The organism is Streptomyces sp. NBC_01276 (assembly GCF_041435355.1).
In the GTDB taxonomy this organism is placed as follows: domain Bacteria; phylum Actinomycetota; class Actinomycetes; order Streptomycetales; family Streptomycetaceae; genus Streptomyces.
Genome location: NZ_CP108443.1, coordinates 320608 through 340011, shown reverse-complemented (window position 1 = coordinate 340011; position 19404 = coordinate 320608). Strand labels below are relative to the sequence as shown.

Below are 19404 nucleotides of genomic sequence, written 5' to 3'. Positions count from 1 at the left end.
GGCTCAGGACACCGGAGAAGGAACAGACCTCACAATGGATCTCGCAGTCGATGATCGCCGAGGTCAGGTCAAGCTCACCGGTCACCCGTGCACCCGCGAGACGCAGTGCGCGCACCCTTCCGGGAGGTGCGGCCGGACCGGCGAGCAGGAGAACGGCGATCACCGCCCCTCTCACCTGCCGCTCGGTGCCCCCACGTACTCCCGTTGCCCGGGTCGTCATCAGCCGCGACACCCGTCCTCAGGTCCAGCATGTCGCCGGACCGGAAGGCAGACCACAGACGGCGCTCGGGAGCAGTCCAGTCAACGGGAGGGGACGAAGTGTCGGGCTCTGGGCGGCTGGCCATGCCTTCTTGTACCGGAACCCGTCCGCCCACGCCAGGTGCCGTGCAACCACGGTCATGACGTCGTCCCTGTCTCGTGCCGGACAGCGCCCCGAGGCGGCGGCCGTTGCGTTGAGCTTGGAGATCATTTCCAGGGCTCCAGGTCGGATGGCCGTCGGCGGGGTGTGCAGTGGGCTCGGTTCGGGCGCTGTGTTCGGGCTGGGCGTGTGCGGATTGCGTCGCCGAGGGGGCCTCGGCTGTCAGCACCGAGGCCCCCTGCGGGACGTGCGATCACGCGTCGACGGCGTCGGTCACACGATTCCAGTTGTCCAGGTCTGCGGTGCGGGCTTCCAGGGCGGCGCGCATGCCGGTGGCGCTTGAGGTGCCGAGTGCCAGGCGCAGCGGGGGGTTGGGGCTGTCGACCGCGGTTCGGATGCCTTCGGCGATCCGGGCTGCGGAGGAGAACGCGGACGCGGGTAGTTCCCCGATGCCCTTGTGGACCTCGCGGACGGTCTGGTCGTAGTCGTCGAGGCCGGCCGCGACGTCGAGGTTGGACAGGAACGGGGTGGCGGTCATTCCGGGCTGGATGATCGTGACATTGATGCCGAGCGGTATGACCTCGGCCGCCAGTGCGTCCGACAGTCCCTCGACGGCGTACTTGGTCGCGGCCAGAAGTCCCACGCCGGGGTGGGCGGACTGCCCGTAGATCGAGGAGCCCTGGAGGATGTGTCCGGATCGCTGGGCGCGGAGTACCGGCAGCGTCGCGCGGAGCACGTTGAGTACGCCGAAGACGTTGGTGTCGAACACGGCGCGGACTTGCGCGTCGGAGGCTTCCTCGACGGCTCCGAAGAGCCCGTAGCCGGCGTTGTTGGCCACCACGTCGATGCGGCCGAACCGCGAGAGCGTGCGCTCCACCGCTTCCCGGACGGCCTGCTCATCGCGCACGTCTGCCGGGATGAGGAGCAGGCGGTCGCCGTGCTCTTCGGTCAGTTCTTCCAGGGAAGCGGTGTCGCGGGCGATCGCCGAGACGACATCGCCGTTCTCCAGTGCCTGGAGGGTCAGTGCGCGGCCGATGCCGGAGGTCGCGCCGGTGATGAGCCAGGTGCGGGGGCTGATCTGCTGGTTTGAAGTTCCGTTCATGTTGCGACCGTAAGCGGTTAGCTCATAACGCGTCAAGCGTGGTGGCGCTACACGTTGCCTGTTAGGCGACTTAGTGCCTCGTCTTGCTGATGTAGGGTGGGGTGATGAGCAGTGCTGCAGCCGAATCCGCGAAACCCAGTTCCCGCACCGTCATGCCCGCGGTGGAGACCGTGCTCGCGTTCGTGAACACGCGCGCGGACGGAGGCGGACGGCGGGAGCTGTTCGGGGACGGGCACTCGTTCGCGGCGTGGCTCGCGGAGCACGACGAGTTCGGCGGCGAGACCGTGGCGACCGACGCCGACGCCGCGGCCGCACGCGAGCTGCGTGACGCCCTGGTGACCCTGCTGCTGGCGCACTCGGGGGAAGAGGAGAGCCTGGGCGAGCCGCTCCAGCACGCCGAGCAACACCTGCGGCGGGCAGGTGCGCTCTACCCGCTGGCGACGGTGGTCACAGCCCGTGGTGTCGAGCTGGCGTCGCCGCAGGCAGGGGTGCCAGGTGTGTTCGGAACCGTACTGGCCGCGGTGACGACCTTCGCGCAGACCGGCGACTGGGGCCGCATCAAGGCGTGCCGCAACCCCCCGTGCCATTTCGGTTTCTTCGACCGCACTCGCAACGGGGCAGGGCTGTACTGCAGTACCGGCTGCGGCTCCCAGGTGTCCATGCGCAATTACCGCCAACGGCAGCGCCGGGAGAGTGAGGCACCGCCCGAGGCGTGAGGCCGCGGCCCTACGGGTCCCCTCGAAGCCGTGATCGCCCGCGCCTGCCGGCCGCAGCATGAACATCGAGGAACGCGCAGTCCTCCTGTTCCTTCAACGCCGGCGGTGGCACCGATTGCAAGGACTGCCTGGTGCCGAGGTTCGGCCCGTATTCGCTTTCGTTGATCGGTCCATATTGTGGTGTGTTCATCATTGAAGGGTGCGCGGAACGAGGTCTCCTGACTTGCGATCAGGATCCAGGAGTGCTGGCCTTGGATTGATGGCGGCAAGTAATGACGGCATGACAACGGAAATACCGAGGGCCCGAATGCTTAGCGCTCGCTCGGCTGCGAACAGGGAGTGAAGACGAGCCTCCCTCCCGCCCCCTTGGGGAAGGTGACTGGACGCGCCGTGTGCCCGCTGGACGCCCCGTGCCGCCATCCCGCCAAGGAGGTGCACGATGACACATTTCTCTTCTCCCGGCAGCTCCCTGCACCGGATCATGGCCTTGTTCGTGACGGCCGCCATGACGCTGTCCCTCTCGGTCACGGTTACGTTCATCTCGGCGAAAAGCGCATCCGCCTTGTGTATCGCAAATGACTTCTCGGGAAGATGGCGTTCATCAGACAGCAGGCTGAGCCGCATCGACGTGTGGCCCGGAGAGGACTGCCAGCTTTACGCGAAAGCCTGGTCCAGATGCGAGGGCGACGCCTCGCATGACTGTAGCTGGAGCAGGAGGGCGAACGAGCTGCAGAGTACCCCGGACAGGAACTTCCGGTTCTTCACCCAGGGATGGAACAACGCGACGGAGGTGGTGCAACTGCACCTGAAGAGCAAGTCCCGCTTGGCGGCGTGGGACAGCACGGATTACAACTCCGGCACGAGGGACAGCTTCTGGGTACAGATGGTCAAGGACCGTTGATCGTGCCTGTCCGGTGGGGGTTCACGCAGCTCGTGACGGGGTTGGCTGTGTGGTCGACGGTTTTGCCCCGTGAACGGAGCGCGGCCGGGCCGGCGCGGTGCCGGTGGTGTGATGGTGGTCGGTGAGGACGTGGGCGACCGGTTCGAGTACACCGCCACGGAGTTGATCGTGCGCATGCTCACGGACCCCCAGCACCGCTCCACCGGTCCCCGCCGACTACACGTCACATTGGTTCGTCCCCGAAGGCAGTCCCTATCGGCTTGTTCCGCGCGGGCTCAGCTGCGGGGACTCGTGTTCCAGGCATCGATGCGCAAGAAATTGAGGGCCGCCGCCGTGCACTGGTGTTGACCGTCAGGTTGCGCAGGGTTTGGCCCCGAAGGAGAGGCCGAAGTGTCACCTCAAGGAGCCCGCATCGGCTTGCCGGGCCGGCGGCAGCGGGCCGTGTCCTGGACAAGAGGTCAGCGGCCGGGACCGCCGTCGAAGGGGACCCCGGACAGGGGGGTCCTGCTGGAGAAGTTCTGGTTCTCGGTCTCCCGTGCCGAGCAGCGCACCCGCTTCGCGATCCGCCGGCCGCGCATCGTCGGCGCCGCCGGACACCTGAGGACGTCATCACTTGGCAGGAGAGGGCCCGGCGGTGCCGTAGAGTGGGGTTCACCGACGCGGGGTGGAGCAGCTCGGTAGCTCGCTGGGCTCATAACCCAGAGGTCGCAGGTTCAAATCCTGTCCCCGCTACTGAAGGCAGAAGGCCCCCGGATCCTTGAGGATCCGGGGGCCTTCTGCCTTGTCCGCCGTGTGTTGGATCAGCCGACACGGCCCCCGGCCCGGGGAGCAGGCCGGGGCCGCCATCGGGGTCGCCCACCGGCCATCCGGCATCCGCGTCTTCCTGGCCGCGGCCGGGCTGGAGAACACCGAGGACGCCGACCTCACCGACCCCGGCTTCGTGGAATGGCGAGGCGCCGGCCCCGAGGACTGGGAACCGTCTGTGCGAGCACCGGACCCGGCCGTGCTAGACGCCGGACAGCCACCCGGCACCGAAATCCGAGGCGTCTCGTGCGCGCTGCGCCCGCTCCTCGATCAGCCGGCGAAAGCCCGCCACAGCGTACCTCTCGCCAGTGGCCGCGTGGCGTCCGCGGATACCTGCGACATCGGCCATGAGCTGCTGGGGCTGGGGCTGCCAGCCGACGACCAGGACGCGCAGGCCCAGGCTCTCCGCCCGCCGGTGCAGGGCCAGGAGTTGCAGGAGGCCGTCGGCGTCCATGGACACCGTGCCGTGCAGGTCGACCATGAGGTCCCGCTCGGCAGAGGTGACATCGTCCAGCACCCGCTGGAGCGCAGCGCCCCCGTCCTCGTCGAGTGTCCCGTTGACGCTGACCAGGACCGTGCCGTAACGCTGGACGTGCGTGGTGATCAATGCGCTCTCCTCCCGCCGGGGCACCGGGGCCCTCGGCCTCCCCATCCTGGCGCGGCGTTCCCCGATGCGGATGCGAGGCACGCTGACGCTCCGGCGCACAACCTGGACCCTGCGGCTGTGCGACCTTGACCGCCGGTTGGCCGGCCTGACGAGGCCTTGGCTTCGCGCCGCGCCGCACCGCAAGTGCGACTGATTGCCCATCATGGTGGTCAACCAGTCCTTGATCCGGCCTGCTCGGCAAGAGGCATGGGATCCCGGGCCTGCGGTAGTGGACCTTCGTCGGTGCCGCGGGGGCGCGGAGTTCCGTAGGGTCGCGTTCGTGAGAACACTGATCACCAAGGCCCGGGTGCCGGCACCGGTACTGTCCGCAGGCCTCTTCATCGGGGCGGTGGCGGCCGTTGGCACAGGTGTCGCCACCCTGTGGTGGGGCGTACCGGCGGCGGTCTGCGCCTTCCTCGCGGGCTGGCAGCCGGGGCGGAACCGGAGCGCGGGGGCGGCCTTGGCCGCAGTGCTCGCGGCCGCTGTTGTGGCTGTGCTGCTGGTGCCGGCGTGGCTGGGCTGGGCGAGCCGGTTCGTCGGGTTGTTGCTCGTGGCGGCGCTGCTGCCGTGGTTCGCGGGCCGGTTCCTGCGCCAGTCCCGCGAACTGGTGCGGGCCGGGTGGGAGCGGGCCGCGCGGCTGGAGCGGGAACAGCATCTGGTCGCCGAGCAGGCCCGGTTGCGCGAGCGGACCCGGATCGCGCAGGACATGCATGACCTCCTCGGCCACGACCTCAGCCTCATCGCCCTGTCCGCGGGGGCACTGAAACTGGCCCCCGGCCTTTCTGAGGACCACAGGGCCACCGCCCGGGACATCCGCGCCAGGGCGGGAGCCGCCGTGGACCGGCTCGGCGAGGTGATCGGTGTCCTGCGCGAGCCGTCGGATCTGGCTCCGGGGTCCGAAATCGGAACTGGGCTCAGCGAACCCGGCGCCGGGCTCACCGAACTCGAACGCCTGGTGGACCGGGCGGCCGCGGCGGGGCTCGACGTCCGGCTGCGTGTGGAAGGCGAAGCGGCTGCAGGTGACGCCCTGCTGGTCGTCGAGCGGGCCGTGCAGCGCGTCGTCCAGGAGGGGCTGACGAACGTTGCCAAGCACGCGCCCGGGCACCAGGCGACCGTCGTCGTCCGGCACGTCGAAGGACGGACCGAGGTCAGTGTGACGGACGAGCCGGTGTCCACCGTGTCTGCGGCCCATCATGACCACGCCGCCCGTCCCGAACACGGGTCCTGGGATTCCGCATCCGGCGAGGGCCACCGCTTCGGGCTCATCGGCCTGGATGAACGCGTCCGACTGGCCGGGGGCACGTTCACATCCGGCCCCGAGCGCGGCGGGTTCGCCGTCCGGGCCAGGCTCCCGCACCGTCCCGGGGCCGTGCCCCCGCCGCGCCGCGCCGAGCCCGATGATCCTGGTGACGTACTGCCTCCCGAGCACCACAGTGCCCGTCGCCGGCTGGGCCGTACCGCCGCCGCGGCCGTCCTGGTGCCGCTGTGCACCACCGCGTTGCTCATCGGCGGGGTGCGGGCGTGGGACACCGTGACGGCACGGCAGTCGGTACTCGCCCCCCAGGACTACGCCCTTCTGCACATCGGCCAGCCACGCGCGGACGTGGCGCCGTACCTGCCCGAGCGCCAGACGACCCGCCGTCCCGCAGCGCCCACGCCCGCACTGCAGGATGCGGCCTGCGAGTTCTACGTACAGACCGGCGACCCCTTCGACGACCGCTCGGGGGACATCTACCGTCTCTGCTTCCGGGCCGGCCGCCTGGTCTCCACCGACACCTACACCGGGAAGGCCGTCCGATGATCCGGATCCTGATCGCCGACGACGAGCCCATGATCCGCGCGGGCGTCCGCGCAGTCCTCGCCACCGACCCCGGCATCACCGTCGTCGCCGAGGCAGCCGATGGCCACCAGGCGGTGGAGCTGGTCCAGCGCCACCGCCCGCAGGTGGCCGTCCTCGACATCCGGATGCCGGGGACCGGCGGTCTGGAAGCCGCCGCCGAGATACGGAGGACCGTCCCCGGAACGGGGATCGTGATGCTGACGACCTTCGGCGAGGACGAGTACATCCTGCGGGCCCTGAGCGAAGGTGCCGCTTGCTTCCTGATCAAGTCCGGCGAGCCGGAGGAGCTGATCACCGGTATCCGGGCGGTTGCCGACGGCGCCGCCTACCTGTCACCGAAGGTCGCGGCACGGGTCGTCGCGCATCTCGCCGCCGGCGGTGCGGGCGCCCAGGCCGGCCGACGTTCCGCGGCCCGCGCCCGCGTCGAGGCACTGACGGCCCGGGAGCGGGACGTGCTCGGCTTCCTCGGCAGCGGGTTCTCCAACGGGCAGATCGCGCGCCGCCTGCGCCTGGCGGAGGGGACGGTGAAGGCCCACGTCAGCTCGATCCTCGCCCGCCTCGGCGTCGACAACCGGGCCGCGGCGGCCGTGGTCGCGCACGAGGCCGGCGTGGTCCCGGTGCCGTCCGACCGGCTGACGTACGAGGAAAGCTGACACCGCCCTTACGGCAGTCGGCAGTACGAGGAGCCACACCGTCGCCACGGCCGTTGCACCGACCGCCGTGCCCGCCAGGACGTCGTGCGGATAGTGCACCCCGACCAGCACCCGCAACAGGGCGGCCGCCCCGGCCACCGGCAGCACCAGGACCGCGAGCCGAGGACGTACCAAGATCACACCAACCGCCAACGCCACTGCCAGGGTGGCGTGGTTGCTGGGGAACGACCAGTCGCCCGGCTCGGGACACGATGCGAGGGCCGAGACCCCTGGCAGGGCCCGGCACGGACGTTCCTCGGCGACGAGGAGTTTGATCGCCTCACTGAGCCCGTAGGCGACGACCGTCCCGGCGGCGGCCACTGCCACCCCGGCCAGGCCCGGCGCGTCTCGGCGGCGAAGGGCGCTCCAGCCGACGCAGGCCATGAGCAGGCCCAGGAGCAGCAAAGTGCCCTCGCTCGCCGCTTCCAGGGCGGTCTCCGCCCAGGCCGGCCCGTCCGCCACGCTCCCGGTCAGCGCCCGGTAGGTCCTCGCCGAGAGGCCCGCTGTGACGTGCACCGGTTCGTCCGTGCCCAGTGTGCCGTCGGGTGCCGGCCAGACCACGGCCGCTGCCCCCGCCCCGGCCGACGCGACCGCCACCGGCAGTCGCCGACCCCACCCGTACCGCTTGATCGATTCCATGCAGCCGACGGTAGGAACACCGCCGGCCGGGGGCCCTGGCCGAAGGACAGCCCGGTACCCCGACGATCGTCAGGGTTGACCGGTACGGGGACACGGGCCCTTTCGGGACCGCGGGCCAACTCGCCGGAGTCGTCGGAGTCGTCGGAGTCGCCGGAGTCGCCGGAGTCGCCGGAGTCGCCGGTCCGGCACCTGTCCCGCGGTACTCGGGCCGGATCAGCGGCAGCACGCGTCGGCCGTACCGCCACCACCGCCCTCCGGCTTCTGCGCCTGTCCTCCCCGTCCTCCCCGTCCGCCCAGGTCGCGGCCCGGGCTCTGCCCAGGCGCCCCATGCTGCGCCAGCGTTCAATGGACGTATGCGACGTAACAGCAAGCGCAGGGCGCTGGCAGTGGCCGCCGGCCTCGCCCTCGCGGCCGGGACCGGTGCCGCCGCCGCACCGTCGCCAAGCCCCGGCGGCCTCGACGTGTCCAGGGCCCTGGACACACTGGACACGCAGGTGAAGGACGGCATACGGCGCACCGGGGTGCCCGGTGTCTCGGTGGCCGTGGTCCACGACGACAAGGTCGTCTACCTCAAGGGCTTCGGTGTCCGCAACACCGAGGCACCTGGCGAGAAGGTCGGCCCGGACACCGTCTTCCAGCTCGCCTCGGTCTCCAAACCGGTGGCCACGACCGTCCTGGCCCAGGCCCTCGGCGCCGACGGCTTCGACGACCCGCTCAAGGGCATCACTCTCAAAGACCCCTGGGTCAGCTCGCACGTGACGGCGGCCGACCTGCTCTCGCACCGCTCGGGCCTGCCCGACCACTCCGGAGACCTCCTGGAGGATCTGGGCTACGACCAGTCGTACATCCTGTCCCACCTGCGCTACGAGCCCCTCAGCCCGTTCCGCACCAGCTACGCGTACACCAACTTCGGCTTCACCGCGGCCGCCGAGGCCGTTGCCAAGGCCAGGGGTGTGCCCTGGGACAAGCTCTCCGACGACCTGCTGTACAAGCCCGCCGGGATGACGCACACCAGCTCCCGCTTCAGCGACTACGAGAAGGCGGCCGACCGCGCCCTCACCCACGTCAAGACCGCCGACGGCACCTGGAAGCCCCTCCACGTCCGCGATGCCGACGCGCAGACCGCGGCCGGCGGCGTCAGCTCGAACGCCCGGGACATGGCCCGCTGGCTGCGCCTCCAGATGGGCGGCGGAAAGATCGACGGCAAGCAGGTCATCAACAGCGCCGGCCTGGCCGAGACCCACATCCCGCACAGCATCAGCCAACCCGCCGCCGAACCGAACGCCCAGCCCGGCTACTACGGCCTGGGCTGGAACGTGCGCTACGACGACCACGGCAGGCTGCGCCTGAGCCACTCCGGCGCCTTCGCACTCGGCACCAACACCAACGTCACCCTGCTCCCCGCCGAGAAGCTCGCCATCGTGGTGCTGACCAACGGCGCCCCCTCGGGCCTCCCCGACACCATCGCCCTGAACTTCTTCGACACCGCCGAGCACGGCAAGCCCACCCGGGACTGGCTGCCCGTGGTGGCCAAGTCCTACGAAGAGCAGCTCAACGAGGGCGGCTCGGACACGGACTACGCCAAGCCGCCCGCCAACCCGAAGCCGGCCCGCTCGGACAGTGCGTACACCGGTACGTACACCAACCCGTTCTACGGGCGGGCCGCCGTCACCGCCGGCCCGGACGGCGGACTGGTCCTGCACCTGGGACCCGAGCCGCAGAACTACCCGCTCACCCACTACGACGGGAACACCTTCAGCTTCGAGACCGCCGGCGAGAACGCGGTCGGACGCACCGGAGTGACCTTCACCGACGGCCGGATGCGCGTGGAGTACCTGGACACCAACGGGCTGGGCACCTTCGAGAAGGCCGCCTAGCGCGTTTCCTTCGGAATTCGGCACGTCTCGCCGACCGGCAAACGCTCCCCGCAACCGATGACCACACCGGCGTCGGCCCGGTTCCCCGCCCGTGAAGGGGACCCTCGTGCGCTCGCGCCGACCGGGGCAGGATCAACCTCCACGCCACTCGCTGTCCCGATGTTCACCGGCGTCGGGCACCGTGCCCCGGTGCTCGGGACCGCGACGCCGGGGTGCACGGCGAGCTGTCCGAGTCCCGCAGGGGTCCCAGCCGTTTCCAGGGGCGCCCTGCCCCGCACCTGGTCCGACGTCCCACGGGAGCGTGTGCGCCCTGCCTACGTGCTGCGCTGGTCGCGGGTGTCCTGGCGGAGCTCTTCGGTCCGCCGGGTGAGGGCGTCGAGGCGTTCGGCGAGGTCGCCGGTCCGGGGCCGCAGGTAGGCCCGGGTCGCGGTCAGGGGGCGCACGAGGCGGGCGGCGTCGTTGTCGGCGAGTGCCAGGTTCAGCTCGCCGACCGCGTCTTCGGCACTGGCGGGCAGGTCGGTGAGGGCGGTGATCTGTCCGGCGAGGCGGCGCAGGTCTGCGGCGTTGTCGCGGGCCCAGGCGGTGACGGTGCGTTCGGCGGCGCGGGTGTCGCGGGTGGCCTGGACACGCTCTTCCCCGGTGGATCCGGGGGTGCCGGGGCGCAGCCGCAGGTAGCGGCGTTCGGCGGCCTGGCGGCTGGCGACCCCGAGGGGGCCGGCGAGGTCGGCCCAGCTCGCGCCCTGTCCGCGGGCGGTTTCGATCAGCCCGCTCTCCCAGCCGGCGAGCTGCTCGCGGACCTCGCGCAGCATCAGCAGGGCCGCCAGGGCCGGGTGCGGGCCCGGGTCGGGAGCGGGTGGCTCCGCGGTGATCGGCATCCGGGCGGAGGATCGCTGCGCGTCCTTCACGGACTGGTCGATGGCTTCCAGTGCCGCGGCGGCGGCGAGGAAGGAAACCGGTACGGCCGGCGTGGGGCCTTCGTTCATGGGACTCTCCGTCGCTTTGTCATCCTCCAGATGACACCCTGCTTGTCATCGTTTCGATGACATGCTACAACGGAAGCACGTTGAAGCGCATTGGCAGTTTCTGCCTGAACCAACTGGAGGTGTTTCGCGATGTTGATGCGCACCGACCCGTTCCGCGAGATGGACCGGATCGTCCAGCAACTGTCGGGTACGTCCGGGACCTGGTCGAAGCCGTCGGTCATGCCGATGGACGCCTACCGCGAGGGCGACGAGTACGTCATCGCCTTCGACCTGCCCGGTGTGAGCACCGAGGCGATCGACATCGACGTCGAGCGGAACATGCTGACCGTGAAGGCGGAGCGCCGCCCGGCAGCCAGGGGCGACTCCGTGAAGGTGGAGCTCTCCGAGCGGCCCCTGGGCGTCTTCTCCCGCCAGATCGTCCTCGCGGACACCCTGGACACCGAGCGCATTCAGGCCGACTACGACGCGGGTGTCCTCACCCTGCGCATCCCGATCGCCGAGCGCGCCAAGCCCCGCAAGGTCAGCATCGGCGCCGGATCCGGCCGCAAGCAGATCTCCGGCTGAACCGTCCCCCCTCAGCCGGTCACGGAGGGCGGGAGAGCCGTTTTCCCCCTCCGGCACCCGCCCTCCGTACCCTTTCCCCCTTCACTCCTTCGCTCCTTCACCCCTTCACCGGAGGTGACGTGATGTCGATACGCAGGGAGTCGTTCCTGGCCCACGTCCAGGAACGCGGCGAGTACGCGACCCCGGAGGAAGCCGACCGGGTCGCCCGCGTCGTCCTGGCTCTGCTCGGCGCACACCTCGTCGGCACGGTTCGGGCCGAGCTCGCCGCCCGCCTCCCGGAGACATACGCCCTGATCCTCTTGAACCCGCTGCAGGCGGCGGAGCCGCTCTCACCGGAGCGGTTCGTCCGTGCGACCGCCGCCTGGATCGAGGGCGCTACCGAGAAGACGGCCCTGTGGGACATCGGCGCCGTCCTGTCCACAGCAGCGGCCACCGCGGGCGATGTCCTCACCCGCGAGGTCCTCCTTCAGCTCCCACACGGCTACGACCTCCTCTTCGGCCACCCCCAGCCCACCTGACCACCCCCGGCCCCGGCCCGGGCCCACCCCGGGCCCGGCCGGACCTTCGCAGAGAAAGGCATGCGAAGCCATGTACGACCAGCCTCGAGCGCACTTTCCCCAGACGTCCATGACGTTCGAGCAGATGCTGGAACGCGTGCGCTATGAAGGCGCCTACCCCACCCGCGAACGCGCCGCGGTAGCCGTCCGCCAGGTCCTCGCCGCCCTCGGCCGCCAGCTGACCGGCGATGAACGCGTCGACCTGGCACGGTGTCTGCCGGTTGAGGCCGCCCTCGCTCTCACCGCCTCGGTACCGGATGGCGAGCCGCTCACGGGCTGGGGTTTCGTCAAGGACCTGGCCGCCCGTACCGGCGCCACCCCGGCGACAGCCCGCTGGGACACCGGCGCCGTTCTCGCCGCTGTCACCCGCCTCACCGGGCCCGACCTCGCCGCCCGCATCGTGCACCGGCTCCCCACCGGCTACGCCCTCCTCTTCGGGCAGGCAGAACTGCGCCGCCCTGAGCCTGCCGCTGCCTGAGGAAGCCGCCACAGCGTGAAGACGGAGCGGGGCCGGCGCCGCGAGAGGGCCCCGGCCCCGCCGACACAGGGGCGCTGAACCTCGGTCCGCGTCCGCCTTGAAGCTGCCGCGTACACCCGAACGCCGGATGGTCCTGACCCGGGGAGGTCAGGACCGGGGCGAGGCCGGCTCGGGCATGGCCTCACAGGTGACGCATCCTCTGTGCGTCGAATACCTCTCGACACCACACATAAAAATCTATGCTCGCCGGAGTAGACATTAGGCAGTGGCGTGGTTATGGTTTCTCACGTAGCTCGAAGAGATCGACGGGCCCGGCAGAGACGAACTGCCAGGCAGCAGGACCGCAGTACCCGCAGTTGCAGTGCGCAGGACGGTGCGGTGACGGAGTTTCGAAGCCAGGGTGGTTGCGGGACGGCGACGGGACTGGTGACCGCACCGGGTGGCCCGCAGTGATCAGGGGCCGCCGCAGCAGTAAGGCAGTCAACGCAGTGGTTGCAGTACCAGCAATAGGCAGTAGCCAGCAGTGAAGTTGAGTGAGCAGTACCTCGGTGAAGGCGTCGGCTGCGGACGCGCGCACCGGGAGGTTCGGCAGTGGGGTTCCAAGCCAGAGCAGACGCAGGATGGGCAACGGGGCTGGCTGCCGAAACGTGGCGCTGGAAGAGGCCACGAGCAGTACGCAACACCGGCAGTACCCGCAGTTCGCAGTATCAGCAGTACGCAGTCCCCCGTTTGGCAAGCAGTTGACCACCGAGGAAAGAACGGAGGAACCAGGCGCCATCAGGATCGCCCGGACGCCACGCGAGTCCGGGTACCGCAGGACATCGATAGTGAGGTGGTCTCCGGTCAAGCAACCGCGATCCCCGCAAACCCGGCGAAGCTCAGGTCGGGCGGACGGATACAGAAGGCCGGCACGCAATCAGGGCCGGCAGATGGTGTAGCAGTTCCTTCGGGGCCCGGGAGCAACATGCTCCCGGGCCCCTCCACGCGTTCCACGAGAGAGGTTCCATGACAGCAGACGACTCGTTCGACCGTCTCGACGACGACGACTTCCCCGCCTACACCATGGGCCGGGCCGCCGAAATGCTCGGCACCACCCAGGGCTTCCTCCGCGCCATCGGCGAAGCCCGCCTCATCACCCCGCTGCGCTCGGCAGGCGGACACCGCCGCTACTCCCGCTACCAGCTCCGCATCGCCGCCCGCGCCCGTGAACTCGTCGACCAGGGCACCCCCATCGAGGCCGCCTGCCGCATCATCATCCTGGAAGACCAGCTCGAAGAGGCCCAGCGCATCAACGCCGAATACCGCAACGCTGCCGGCCCCTCGAACCCGCCGGCCACCACCTGAACGGGCCCCGGCACCCCACCACGGACAGCGATCCGCCTCCCGGCAGGGGACACCAAGAGGCCCATGCTCCTGATCGTCCTCGTCGAGCCCCAACCTGGCCGCATCCGGACCGCGCAGCGGGCGCAGGGCGCCGGCGGCCGGGATCCTGAACGGTTCTCGGGGGGACCCACGGGTCCGGCAGCAGATCTTCCGGTGAGAAGGCCCGGGTGCGCGACGAACCTGGGGTGCGGAGCCTGCTGCAGAGGTCGGTAGGTTCCGTAGTTCCCGGCGAGGGCGTTGGTGGCGGCTTCGGCGACATCGGATCGGGGGCCGGTGGTGCATGCGGTGAGGGGGTCGTGCACTCGCTGCCCCGTCCAGTCGGCCGCGGCGACAGCGGGCCAGGAGTAGATCCCGCCGTGTGGGGACCTGGCTGGCTTCGGCGAAGTTGAGGGCGTAGGTCAGGGTTTCCGGATCCAGGACGAGCCGGAGCATGGCCACGGCCTGCAACGCTCCACCGACAAGCGTCTCGTTACCGGTACTCAGACACCGGCGAGGAGGTGGTGAAGTCCCCTCCGAACGCCGTGGTTTCGCTGGTTCACCTGGCACAGACCCTGCGCTGACCCGCACACACCACCCCTGACCGATCCCGCATCGTCAGGGCAGCCGCGCGCACCCCCACGATCACCTCGGGTATCTCCCCCACATCCCGCCCGGCCCCTACGACAGCACGCTTCGCCTTCCAGCGGACGGCCCCTGACGATGCTCTCCTCTCATGGTCCGGCCAAGGCAAGCCGAAACCCTGTGGAGCCCGCCTGCGTGGCATGGAATGCTCTTGGGTGACTGCTGGACGAAGGGAAGGTCAAAAAGGTGTACGTCCCGTCATCTGCACGAGCTCTCGATGATGACGAGCGTGAGCTCGTAGAGCTGGCACGCCGCACCATAGACGCGCATACCGACGCCGGGCCCGACGAAGACGGGATCCACACGGTCGGCGCCGCGGTCATGGCCGCCGACTACCGGATGTTCGCTGGCGTGAACCTCTACCACTTCACCGGCGGCCCCTGCGCCGAACTCGTGGCTCTGGGAGCTGCGCGGGCCCAGGGCGCCCGCCAGATGCGCTGCATCGTCGCCGTGGGAAACCACGGGCGCGGGGTCATCGGCCCGTGCGGGCGCGATCGGCAGGTCTTCGTGGACTACTACCCCACCATGCGCGTCATCGTGCCCACCCCCGCGGGGCTCAGGTCCGTGCTCGCCGCCGACCTGATGCCGCTGGTTCAGCGATGGACCCCGGAGGCGGGCATGAACGGTCTCGACCCATCGCTCTACGAAGACCCCGAGACGTCCGGTCCCCCGATCATCCGGTTCAACCCCCGCTACCTCGAAGTCGTCCGCTCCGGCGCCAAGACCAAGACCACCCGTTTCCGGGACCCGGCGCAGCTCGGCCCGGCACGGCTGGTGTTCGAGAGCGACCCCGAAGTCGTCCTGGCGGCAGAGGTGACCGGCATCAGGCACTGTCTGGTCAGTGACCTCACCGACGGGGACGCCCAAGCTGAAGGGCTGACGACCGCAGCCGAACTCCGGGAGGCTCTCAAGGGCCACTACCCGGATCTGGCGGGAACCGACGAAGTCGACGTCATCACCTTCCAGATCAACGACAAGAAGGGCGCCGCTTAGGCCGTGGACGCGCCAACGACGGCTGGGCCGCAAGGTCCCGACGAGCACTCGGGAAGCCAAGATCACCCCGCTGCCCTTCGGCTTACCTCGGTGCTGGACCACGAACATTGACGGCATCGGCGTCCGTCGCTTCGGGCAGCCCCGCCCGGAGCGACAGGCCCCTGACGACGGCGGTTTCGCCAGCTGACCGACCGCATTGCTCGGCAGGCCTCCCCTTCTGTCATCACTCTGTGTATTCGCCAGGTGGGGGCACTCCCAACAACAGGTCCCGAGGGCTGGGTACGGCGCCAGGGTCCGGTCGCAGTGCGCCCATGTGCTCGACACCCCCGCCGGGAGAACCGGAGAACTCGTCGCGCTCGCCCAGCTTGCTCGACAGGGTCATAGAGGTGGAACCTCTCTACTGAACTGCTCGGAGGGCGGGGACGGCAAGCCGGCGCTATTTTCACCGTGCCGCCGAACTCGCCAACGCGCTCGCGGTCCTGGGCGCGAGCCGGCCCAGGATGCTCGGTTACGCCGACCACGAGGTGGCCGAATCTTCCCCGCACGGGGATCTTCGGGAACTGACACCCTGAACAGGCGAGCTGAACCCGCGACCCCTCCCTGCCGGGGGCTCATGCCCGGCCGCTCCTCACCGCCCCCCCCTCCAGCAGTCGACGGCGGCTGGAGGGGGCGGTGATCGTGAAGTCGCGTGACGGGTGCTCAGCGCCTCGTCTCGTACCTGGTCAGGATCACGCCGCAGGGAAGCGTCCGCGTCTCCACCAGGTTCAGGTTCACCCAGTTGTCCAGCGTGCTGAAGAACGGCGTGCCGCCGCCCACCAGGACCGGCGCGGTGGCCAGCACGTACTCGTCGACCAGCCCGGCCCGCATGGCCGCCCCGGCGAGCGTCGCGCCGCCGATGTCCATCGGGCCGCCGTCCTCGGCCTTGAGCCGGGTGATCTCGGCGATCGCGTCGCCGGTGACCAGGCGGGTGTTCCAGCCGACCTCGTCGAGCGTCGAGGAGAACACCACCTTCGACATCTCCCGCCAGCGGCGCGCGAACTCGACATGCGCCGGGGTGGCGTTGGGCTGCTGGTCGCCGGTCGGCCAGTAGGAGCTCATCGTCTGCCACAGCTTGCCCCCGTACAGCGACAGGTCGGTCGCCTGCAACTGGTCGGACCAAAACTGGAACAGCTCGTCGCTCGGCACGCTCCAGCCGATGTCGTCGCCGGGCGCGGCGATGTAGCCGTCCAGGGTCAGGTTCATGCCGTAGATCAGTTTCCGCATGGCGCCAGCCTTCCGTGAGTCTGTCTCACGCGCACAGACCGGCGCGCGGGAAGCCCATCGGTGCGCGATCTGAGCTCGTTTGCAGCAGCAGATCGAAGCCGTCCTCCTGGGGTCGTCCCCGCGCGCCTCGCAGGGGGCGCCGCCTCACAGGAAGCGGCGCAGCGGCCGGACCGAGAGTTCCCGGGCGCGCTGGAGCACGGAGCGGCGGCGCCAGCGTCCCGGAGCGATGCGCGTGCTGGCCCGGAGGTCCTCGTCGTAGTGCTCGTCGAGGGTGCGGGTGACGGCCGGGTCCATGACGGCCAGCATGACCTCCTCGTCGTGGTCGAGGGAGCGGCGGTTGAAGTTCGACGAGCCGATGAGCGAGACGACCCCGTCCATCGTCAGGATCTTGGCGTGCATCATCGTCGGCTGGTACTGGTGGATGCGCACCCCGGCGGCGGTGAGCGCCTCGTAGTGGTGCTGCCCCGCCAGTTGGCACACCCGCTTGTCGGTGTGCGGGCCGGGCAGCAGGATCTCGACGGTCACGCCCCGGCGGGCGGTGGCGGACAGCAGCTCGACGAAGTAGTCGTCGGGGGCGAAGTACGCGGTCGCCAGCCGCACGCGCTCCTCCGCCGATTCCAGGACGACCCGCATCAGCGTCTGCATGTCCTGCCACCCGAAGGCGGCCGAGCCGCGCACCACCTGGACGACCGCCGAGCCGGCCGGCTCGTGGCTCACGAAACGGTCGCGGTCGTCGAAGAGTTCGGGATGGCACTCCGCCCAGTTCTGGGCGAACGCCGCGGCGATGCCGTCGACGGCCGGCCCGCGGACCTCGGCGTGCGTGTCGCGCCACTCGTGGGGGTTGCGGGCGTCGCCGCACCACTCCTCGGCTATGCCGACGCCGCCCGTGAAGGCGGTCCGTTCGTCGACGACGAGGACCTTGCGGTGGCAGCGGTGGTTCTGCTTGAGCGGGGAGAGGGAGACGGGTCTGCGGAACCAGGCGACGTCCACCCCGGCCGTGCTCATCCGGTCCAGCAGGTCCTGTTCGATCAGGCGGCTGCCGAAGCCGTCCAGCAACAGCCTCACGCGCACGCCGTTGCCGGCCCGCTCGGCCAGGGCCTCGGCGAACCGGCGGGCGATGTCGCCCTTCCAGTAGACGAAGGTCATCATGTCGACGGTGTGCCGGGCGCCGGAGATGGCGTCGAGCATCGAGGCGAAGATCTCGTCGCCGTTGCGCAACGGACGTACGGAGTTCCCCTCGGTCGCCGCGATGCCGATGAGGCGTTCGAGGCGGCGGCGGATGCGGTGGATGCGCTCCTCGGCCCGGTCGGCGACGTCGGCCGCGGTGGTGACGGTGTCGGTGGTGGTGGTCATGACGTGGCTCCTCGGGCAGGGGTGGACGGGACGGATACGGGCGCGCCGGCGCCGGACTCCCACGGGGGAGGGGCCTGCTGTGCGGTCCAGGCGGCCAGCGCCTCGCCGTCGACGCGGACTATCCCGCAGGTGTCGGCGTACTCGGCGGCGGGCGCGGTGAAGGAACTGGTCGTCACGATGACGGCGACGTCGGCCTCGTGGACCGCGAAGCAGGTTCCGCCGAAGCGCTGGAGGTCCTGCGAGCCGACCCGGTTGTCCTCGGCGTAGTGCTTGCACTGGAGCACGACGCGTCGCCCGTCCGCCGTCGTCGCGAGGACGTCGGCGCCCAGGTCGCCCGCTCCGCCCACCACCTCCACCGGGGTGCAGCCGTCCCGTGCGCACAGGGCGGCCACCGCGTGCTCGAAGCCGTCGGCGTCGACCGCGGCGTGGTCGAGGGCGTCACACCCGACCTCGGGAAGGTCCACGGGCGCCTCCGCGTACCCGACGGGCGGCGGGCCGCCGGGCCGGCGCCGGACGGGCGCGAAGCTCCACTTCGCCAGGAGCGCGCCCAGCAGCAGCACGCCCAGGGCGGCGATCAGCGTCATCGGGAGCCTCACCCCGCCCGCCGGGGCGGCCTTCAGGAAGGCGGCCACGCCTGCGACGGCGGTGCCGAGCAGCCCGAGCGCGAGCACCGCGTCGCGCCCCAGGCCCGTACGCCCCTCGGGTCCGCTGCCGCTTATGGACGCGGGCGCGTCCTCCTCGGGTGTGGTCATACGAGTTCCCCCTCTCGCCCCGGCACACCGCGGTCTGCGCACCGACCGGTGTCGGGGCGCAGACCGCGGCGGACGCCGAAGACCGTTCGACGCCCGTATGGCCGGAATCCCGGATCTCAAACCGGTAGGGGGTCACACCGGTCGGGCTGTCACACCGGGCGGGGATCTCCCTGGGAGTCGGCCGCGCCTTCGAGCGGGACGACGACCTCGATGCGTTTGCCGCCGTGCGCTGCGGGGGTGATCCGCGTGCTCCGCGTGAGGCGGTGTATCAGCGGCCACCCGTAACCGCCCCGGCCCGTCGCCGCATCGGCCGGACGGGCCGGCGGGGACGGGGGAACGGTGCTGACGGCGTCGGTGACGGCGATCCGCAGGCCGGTGCCGCCGGTGCGCGGTGCGCCGGGGCTCGTCCTGGTGTCGCTCGTAGCGGCGTGGTACAGCACCGTTCCCCTCCTCGTGGGAACGAACGCCCTTCAGCCCTCTCGGGACGGGACGATCATGACCGTGCCCTCGGCCACGCTGGGCGCGGTGGCGAAGGCCAGATCTGCACCGGTGAGCTCCAGCAGCCGGGCCAGACGGCTCGGCACGGCCCCCGCCAGGACCACCGGCCGGTCCAACGCGGGCTGCAGCATGACGCTGAGCGCGGTCGAGTCCACGAACGTCACCCCGGCGACGTCCAGGACGAACCGGGCCACACCGGGCGCTGTGGGATCCATCGCGGTCCGCAGACCGGCCACGCTGTCCATGTCGAACTCACCCGCCATCACGACGATGCGTACGTCCCCGTCGGAGCGGGTCTCGACGCGGCTGCGTGCCTCGGCGTCGTACGCGTCCATGCTGCTCACGTCCGTGTTCCCCACTTTTCCGTTCGCATTCCCGAACGAT

General features: G+C 70.4%; 18 protein-coding genes, 1 tRNA gene and 1 pseudogene. 11 read left to right on the top strand and 9 right to left on the bottom strand.

Translation table 11 applies throughout. The features are described 5' to 3' along the window. Positions 1-611 precede the first annotated feature (611 nt). The gene (locus OG295_RS38850) at positions 612-1460 is read right to left on the bottom strand and encodes an SDR family NAD(P)-dependent oxidoreductase (RefSeq protein ID WP_331738480.1); all 849 of its coding nucleotides are present in this window, start codon (positions 1458-1460) and stop codon (positions 612-614) included. Between the two features lie 104 nt (positions 1461-1564). On the opposite strand from OG295_RS38850, the gene OG295_RS38845 reads away from it, so the two are divergent. From OG295_RS38845 to OG295_RS38835, 3 genes are all read left to right on the top strand, one after another. After that, a complete protein-coding gene (locus OG295_RS38845) occupies positions 1565-2176 on the top strand; it encodes a CGNR zinc finger domain-containing protein (protein ID WP_331738477.1) in 612 nt (203 codons plus the stop codon). A gap of 439 nt (positions 2177-2615) precedes the next feature. Continuing rightward, positions 2616-3077: a hypothetical protein gene (locus tag OG295_RS38840; RefSeq protein ID WP_331738474.1), complete on the top strand. Its 462-nt coding sequence runs from the start codon at positions 2616-2618 to the stop codon at positions 3075-3077. Positions 3078-3735: 658 nt separating this feature from the next. Then, positions 3736-3809, top strand: a tRNA-Met gene (locus OG295_RS38835). A gap of 274 nt (positions 3810-4083) precedes the next feature. Here the strand turns inward: OG295_RS38835 and OG295_RS38830 are convergent. After that, a complete protein-coding gene (locus OG295_RS38830) occupies positions 4084-4488 on the bottom strand; it encodes an STAS domain-containing protein (protein WP_331738471.1) in 405 nt (134 codons plus the stop codon). A 319-nt stretch (positions 4489-4807) separates the two neighbouring features. Here OG295_RS38830 and OG295_RS38825 point away from each other — a divergent pair, with 319 nt between their 5' ends. Both OG295_RS38825 and OG295_RS38820 read left to right on the top strand, forming a co-directional pair. Continuing rightward, positions 4808-6328, top strand: a complete 1521-nt coding sequence (locus tag OG295_RS38825) for a histidine kinase (protein ID WP_331738466.1) — start codon at positions 4808-4810, stop codon at positions 6326-6328. Beyond that, positions 6325-7020, top strand: a complete 696-nt coding sequence (locus tag OG295_RS38820) for a response regulator transcription factor (protein ID WP_331738463.1) — start codon at positions 6325-6327, stop codon at positions 7018-7020. The genes OG295_RS38825 and OG295_RS38820 overlap by 4 nt, the downstream gene beginning before the upstream one ends. A 36-nt stretch (positions 7021-7056) precedes the next feature. Here the strand turns inward: OG295_RS38820 and OG295_RS38815 are convergent. After that, positions 7057-7443, bottom strand: a pseudogene (locus OG295_RS38815) (phosphatase PAP2 family protein); the annotation flags it as partial. Positions 7444-8051: 608 nt separating this feature from the next. Here OG295_RS38815 and OG295_RS38810 point away from each other — a divergent pair. Beyond that, entirely contained in the window at positions 8052-9575 is a 1524-nt protein-coding gene (locus OG295_RS38810; protein WP_331738460.1) for a serine hydrolase, read from the top strand. Positions 9576-9889: 314 nt separating this feature from the next. On the opposite strand, the gene OG295_RS38805 is transcribed toward OG295_RS38810, so the two are convergent. Beyond that, positions 9890-10558 (bottom strand): HSP18 transcriptional regulator, encoded by a 669-nt coding sequence (locus tag OG295_RS38805; RefSeq protein WP_331738457.1) that lies wholly within the window; start codon positions 10556-10558, stop codon positions 9890-9892. Positions 10559-10687: 129 nt separating this feature from the next. Between OG295_RS38805 and OG295_RS38800 the strand changes: the two genes are divergently transcribed. From OG295_RS38800 to OG295_RS38780, 5 genes are all read left to right on the top strand, one after another. Beyond that, entirely contained in the window at positions 10688-11122 is a 435-nt protein-coding gene (locus tag OG295_RS38800; protein WP_331738454.1) for an Hsp20/alpha crystallin family protein, read from the top strand. 122 nt (positions 11123-11244) lie between these two features. Beyond that, a complete protein-coding gene (locus tag OG295_RS38795) occupies positions 11245-11640 on the top strand; it encodes a DUF2267 domain-containing protein (RefSeq protein ID WP_331738451.1) in 396 nt (131 codons plus the stop codon). Between the two features lie 70 nt (positions 11641-11710). After that, the gene (locus OG295_RS38790) at positions 11711-12157 is read left to right on the top strand and encodes a DUF2267 domain-containing protein (protein WP_331738447.1); all 447 of its coding nucleotides are present in this window, start codon (positions 11711-11713) and stop codon (positions 12155-12157) included. Positions 12158-13162: 1005 nt separating this feature from the next. Then, positions 13163-13501, top strand: a complete 339-nt coding sequence (locus OG295_RS38785) for a MerR family transcriptional regulator (RefSeq protein ID WP_331738444.1) — start codon at positions 13163-13165, stop codon at positions 13499-13501. A gap of 981 nt (positions 13502-14482) precedes the next feature. Beyond that, entirely contained in the window at positions 14483-15154 is a 672-nt protein-coding gene (locus OG295_RS38780; protein ID WP_371681488.1) for an ASCH domain-containing protein, read from the top strand. A 699-nt stretch (positions 15155-15853) separates the two neighbouring features. On the opposite strand, the gene OG295_RS38775 is transcribed toward OG295_RS38780, so the two are convergent. The 5 genes from OG295_RS38775 to OG295_RS38755 form a co-directional block, all read right to left on the bottom strand. After that, positions 15854-16417 carry a dihydrofolate reductase family protein gene (locus OG295_RS38775; protein WP_331738438.1) on the bottom strand — a complete coding sequence of 188 codons (564 nt, stop codon included), beginning with the start codon at positions 16415-16417 and terminating at the stop codon, positions 15854-15856. A 144-nt stretch (positions 16418-16561) separates the two neighbouring features. Beyond that, entirely contained in the window at positions 16562-17770 is a 1209-nt protein-coding gene (locus tag OG295_RS38770) for a phospholipase D-like domain-containing protein (RefSeq protein ID WP_331738435.1), read from the bottom strand. Continuing rightward, positions 17767-18522, bottom strand: coding sequence for a restriction endonuclease (locus OG295_RS38765; protein WP_331738432.1), 756 nt, complete (start codon positions 18520-18522; stop codon positions 17767-17769). The genes OG295_RS38770 and OG295_RS38765 overlap by 4 nt, the downstream gene beginning before the upstream one ends. A gap of 149 nt (positions 18523-18671) precedes the next feature. Further along, a complete protein-coding gene (locus OG295_RS38760) occupies positions 18672-18962 on the bottom strand; it encodes an ATP-binding protein (RefSeq protein WP_331738430.1) in 291 nt (96 codons plus the stop codon). A 30-nt stretch (positions 18963-18992) separates the two neighbouring features. Beyond that, the gene (locus OG295_RS38755; protein ID WP_331738428.1) at positions 18993-19355 is read right to left on the bottom strand and encodes an STAS domain-containing protein; all 363 of its coding nucleotides are present in this window, start codon (positions 19353-19355) and stop codon (positions 18993-18995) included. Positions 19356-19404 lie beyond the last annotated feature (49 nt).

What these genes read in the sequence shown, in the direction of transcription:
- OG295_RS38850 (WP_331738480.1), bottom strand. Translation starts at nt 1,460, where the DNA reads ATGAACGGAACTTCAAACCAGCAGATCAGCCCCCGCACCTGGCTCATC.
- OG295_RS38845 (WP_331738477.1), top strand. Translation starts at nt 1,565, where the DNA reads ATGAGCAGTGCTGCAGCCGAATCCGCGAAACCCAGTTCCCGCACCGTC.
- OG295_RS38840 (WP_331738474.1), top strand. Translation starts at nt 2,616, where the DNA reads ATGACACATTTCTCTTCTCCCGGCAGCTCCCTGCACCGGATCATGGCC.
- OG295_RS38820 (WP_331738463.1), top strand. Translation starts at nt 6,325, where the DNA reads ATGATCCGGATCCTGATCGCCGACGACGAGCCCATGATCCGCGCGGGC.
- OG295_RS38810 (WP_331738460.1), top strand. Translation starts at nt 8,052, where the DNA reads ATGCGACGTAACAGCAAGCGCAGGGCGCTGGCAGTGGCCGCCGGCCTC.
- OG295_RS38805 (WP_331738457.1), bottom strand. Translation starts at nt 10,558, where the DNA reads ATGAACGAAGGCCCCACGCCGGCCGTACCGGTTTCCTTCCTCGCCGCC.
- OG295_RS38800 (WP_331738454.1), top strand. Translation starts at nt 10,688, where the DNA reads ATGTTGATGCGCACCGACCCGTTCCGCGAGATGGACCGGATCGTCCAG.
- OG295_RS38795 (WP_331738451.1), top strand. Translation starts at nt 11,245, where the DNA reads ATGTCGATACGCAGGGAGTCGTTCCTGGCCCACGTCCAGGAACGCGGC.
- OG295_RS38790 (WP_331738447.1), top strand. Translation starts at nt 11,711, where the DNA reads ATGTACGACCAGCCTCGAGCGCACTTTCCCCAGACGTCCATGACGTTC.
- OG295_RS38785 (WP_331738444.1), top strand. Translation starts at nt 13,163, where the DNA reads ATGACAGCAGACGACTCGTTCGACCGTCTCGACGACGACGACTTCCCC.
- OG295_RS38780 (WP_371681488.1), top strand. Translation starts at nt 14,483, where the DNA reads ATGGCCGCCGACTACCGGATGTTCGCTGGCGTGAACCTCTACCACTTC.
- OG295_RS38775 (WP_331738438.1), bottom strand. Translation starts at nt 16,417, where the DNA reads ATGCGGAAACTGATCTACGGCATGAACCTGACCCTGGACGGCTACATC.
- OG295_RS38770 (WP_331738435.1), bottom strand. Translation starts at nt 17,770, where the DNA reads ATGACCACCACCACCGACACCGTCACCACCGCGGCCGACGTCGCCGAC.
- OG295_RS38765 (WP_331738432.1), bottom strand. Translation starts at nt 18,522, where the DNA reads ATGACCACACCCGAGGAGGACGCGCCCGCGTCCATAAGCGGCAGCGGA.
- OG295_RS38755 (WP_331738428.1), bottom strand. Translation starts at nt 19,355, where the DNA reads ATGGACGCGTACGACGCCGAGGCACGCAGCCGCGTCGAGACCCGCTCC.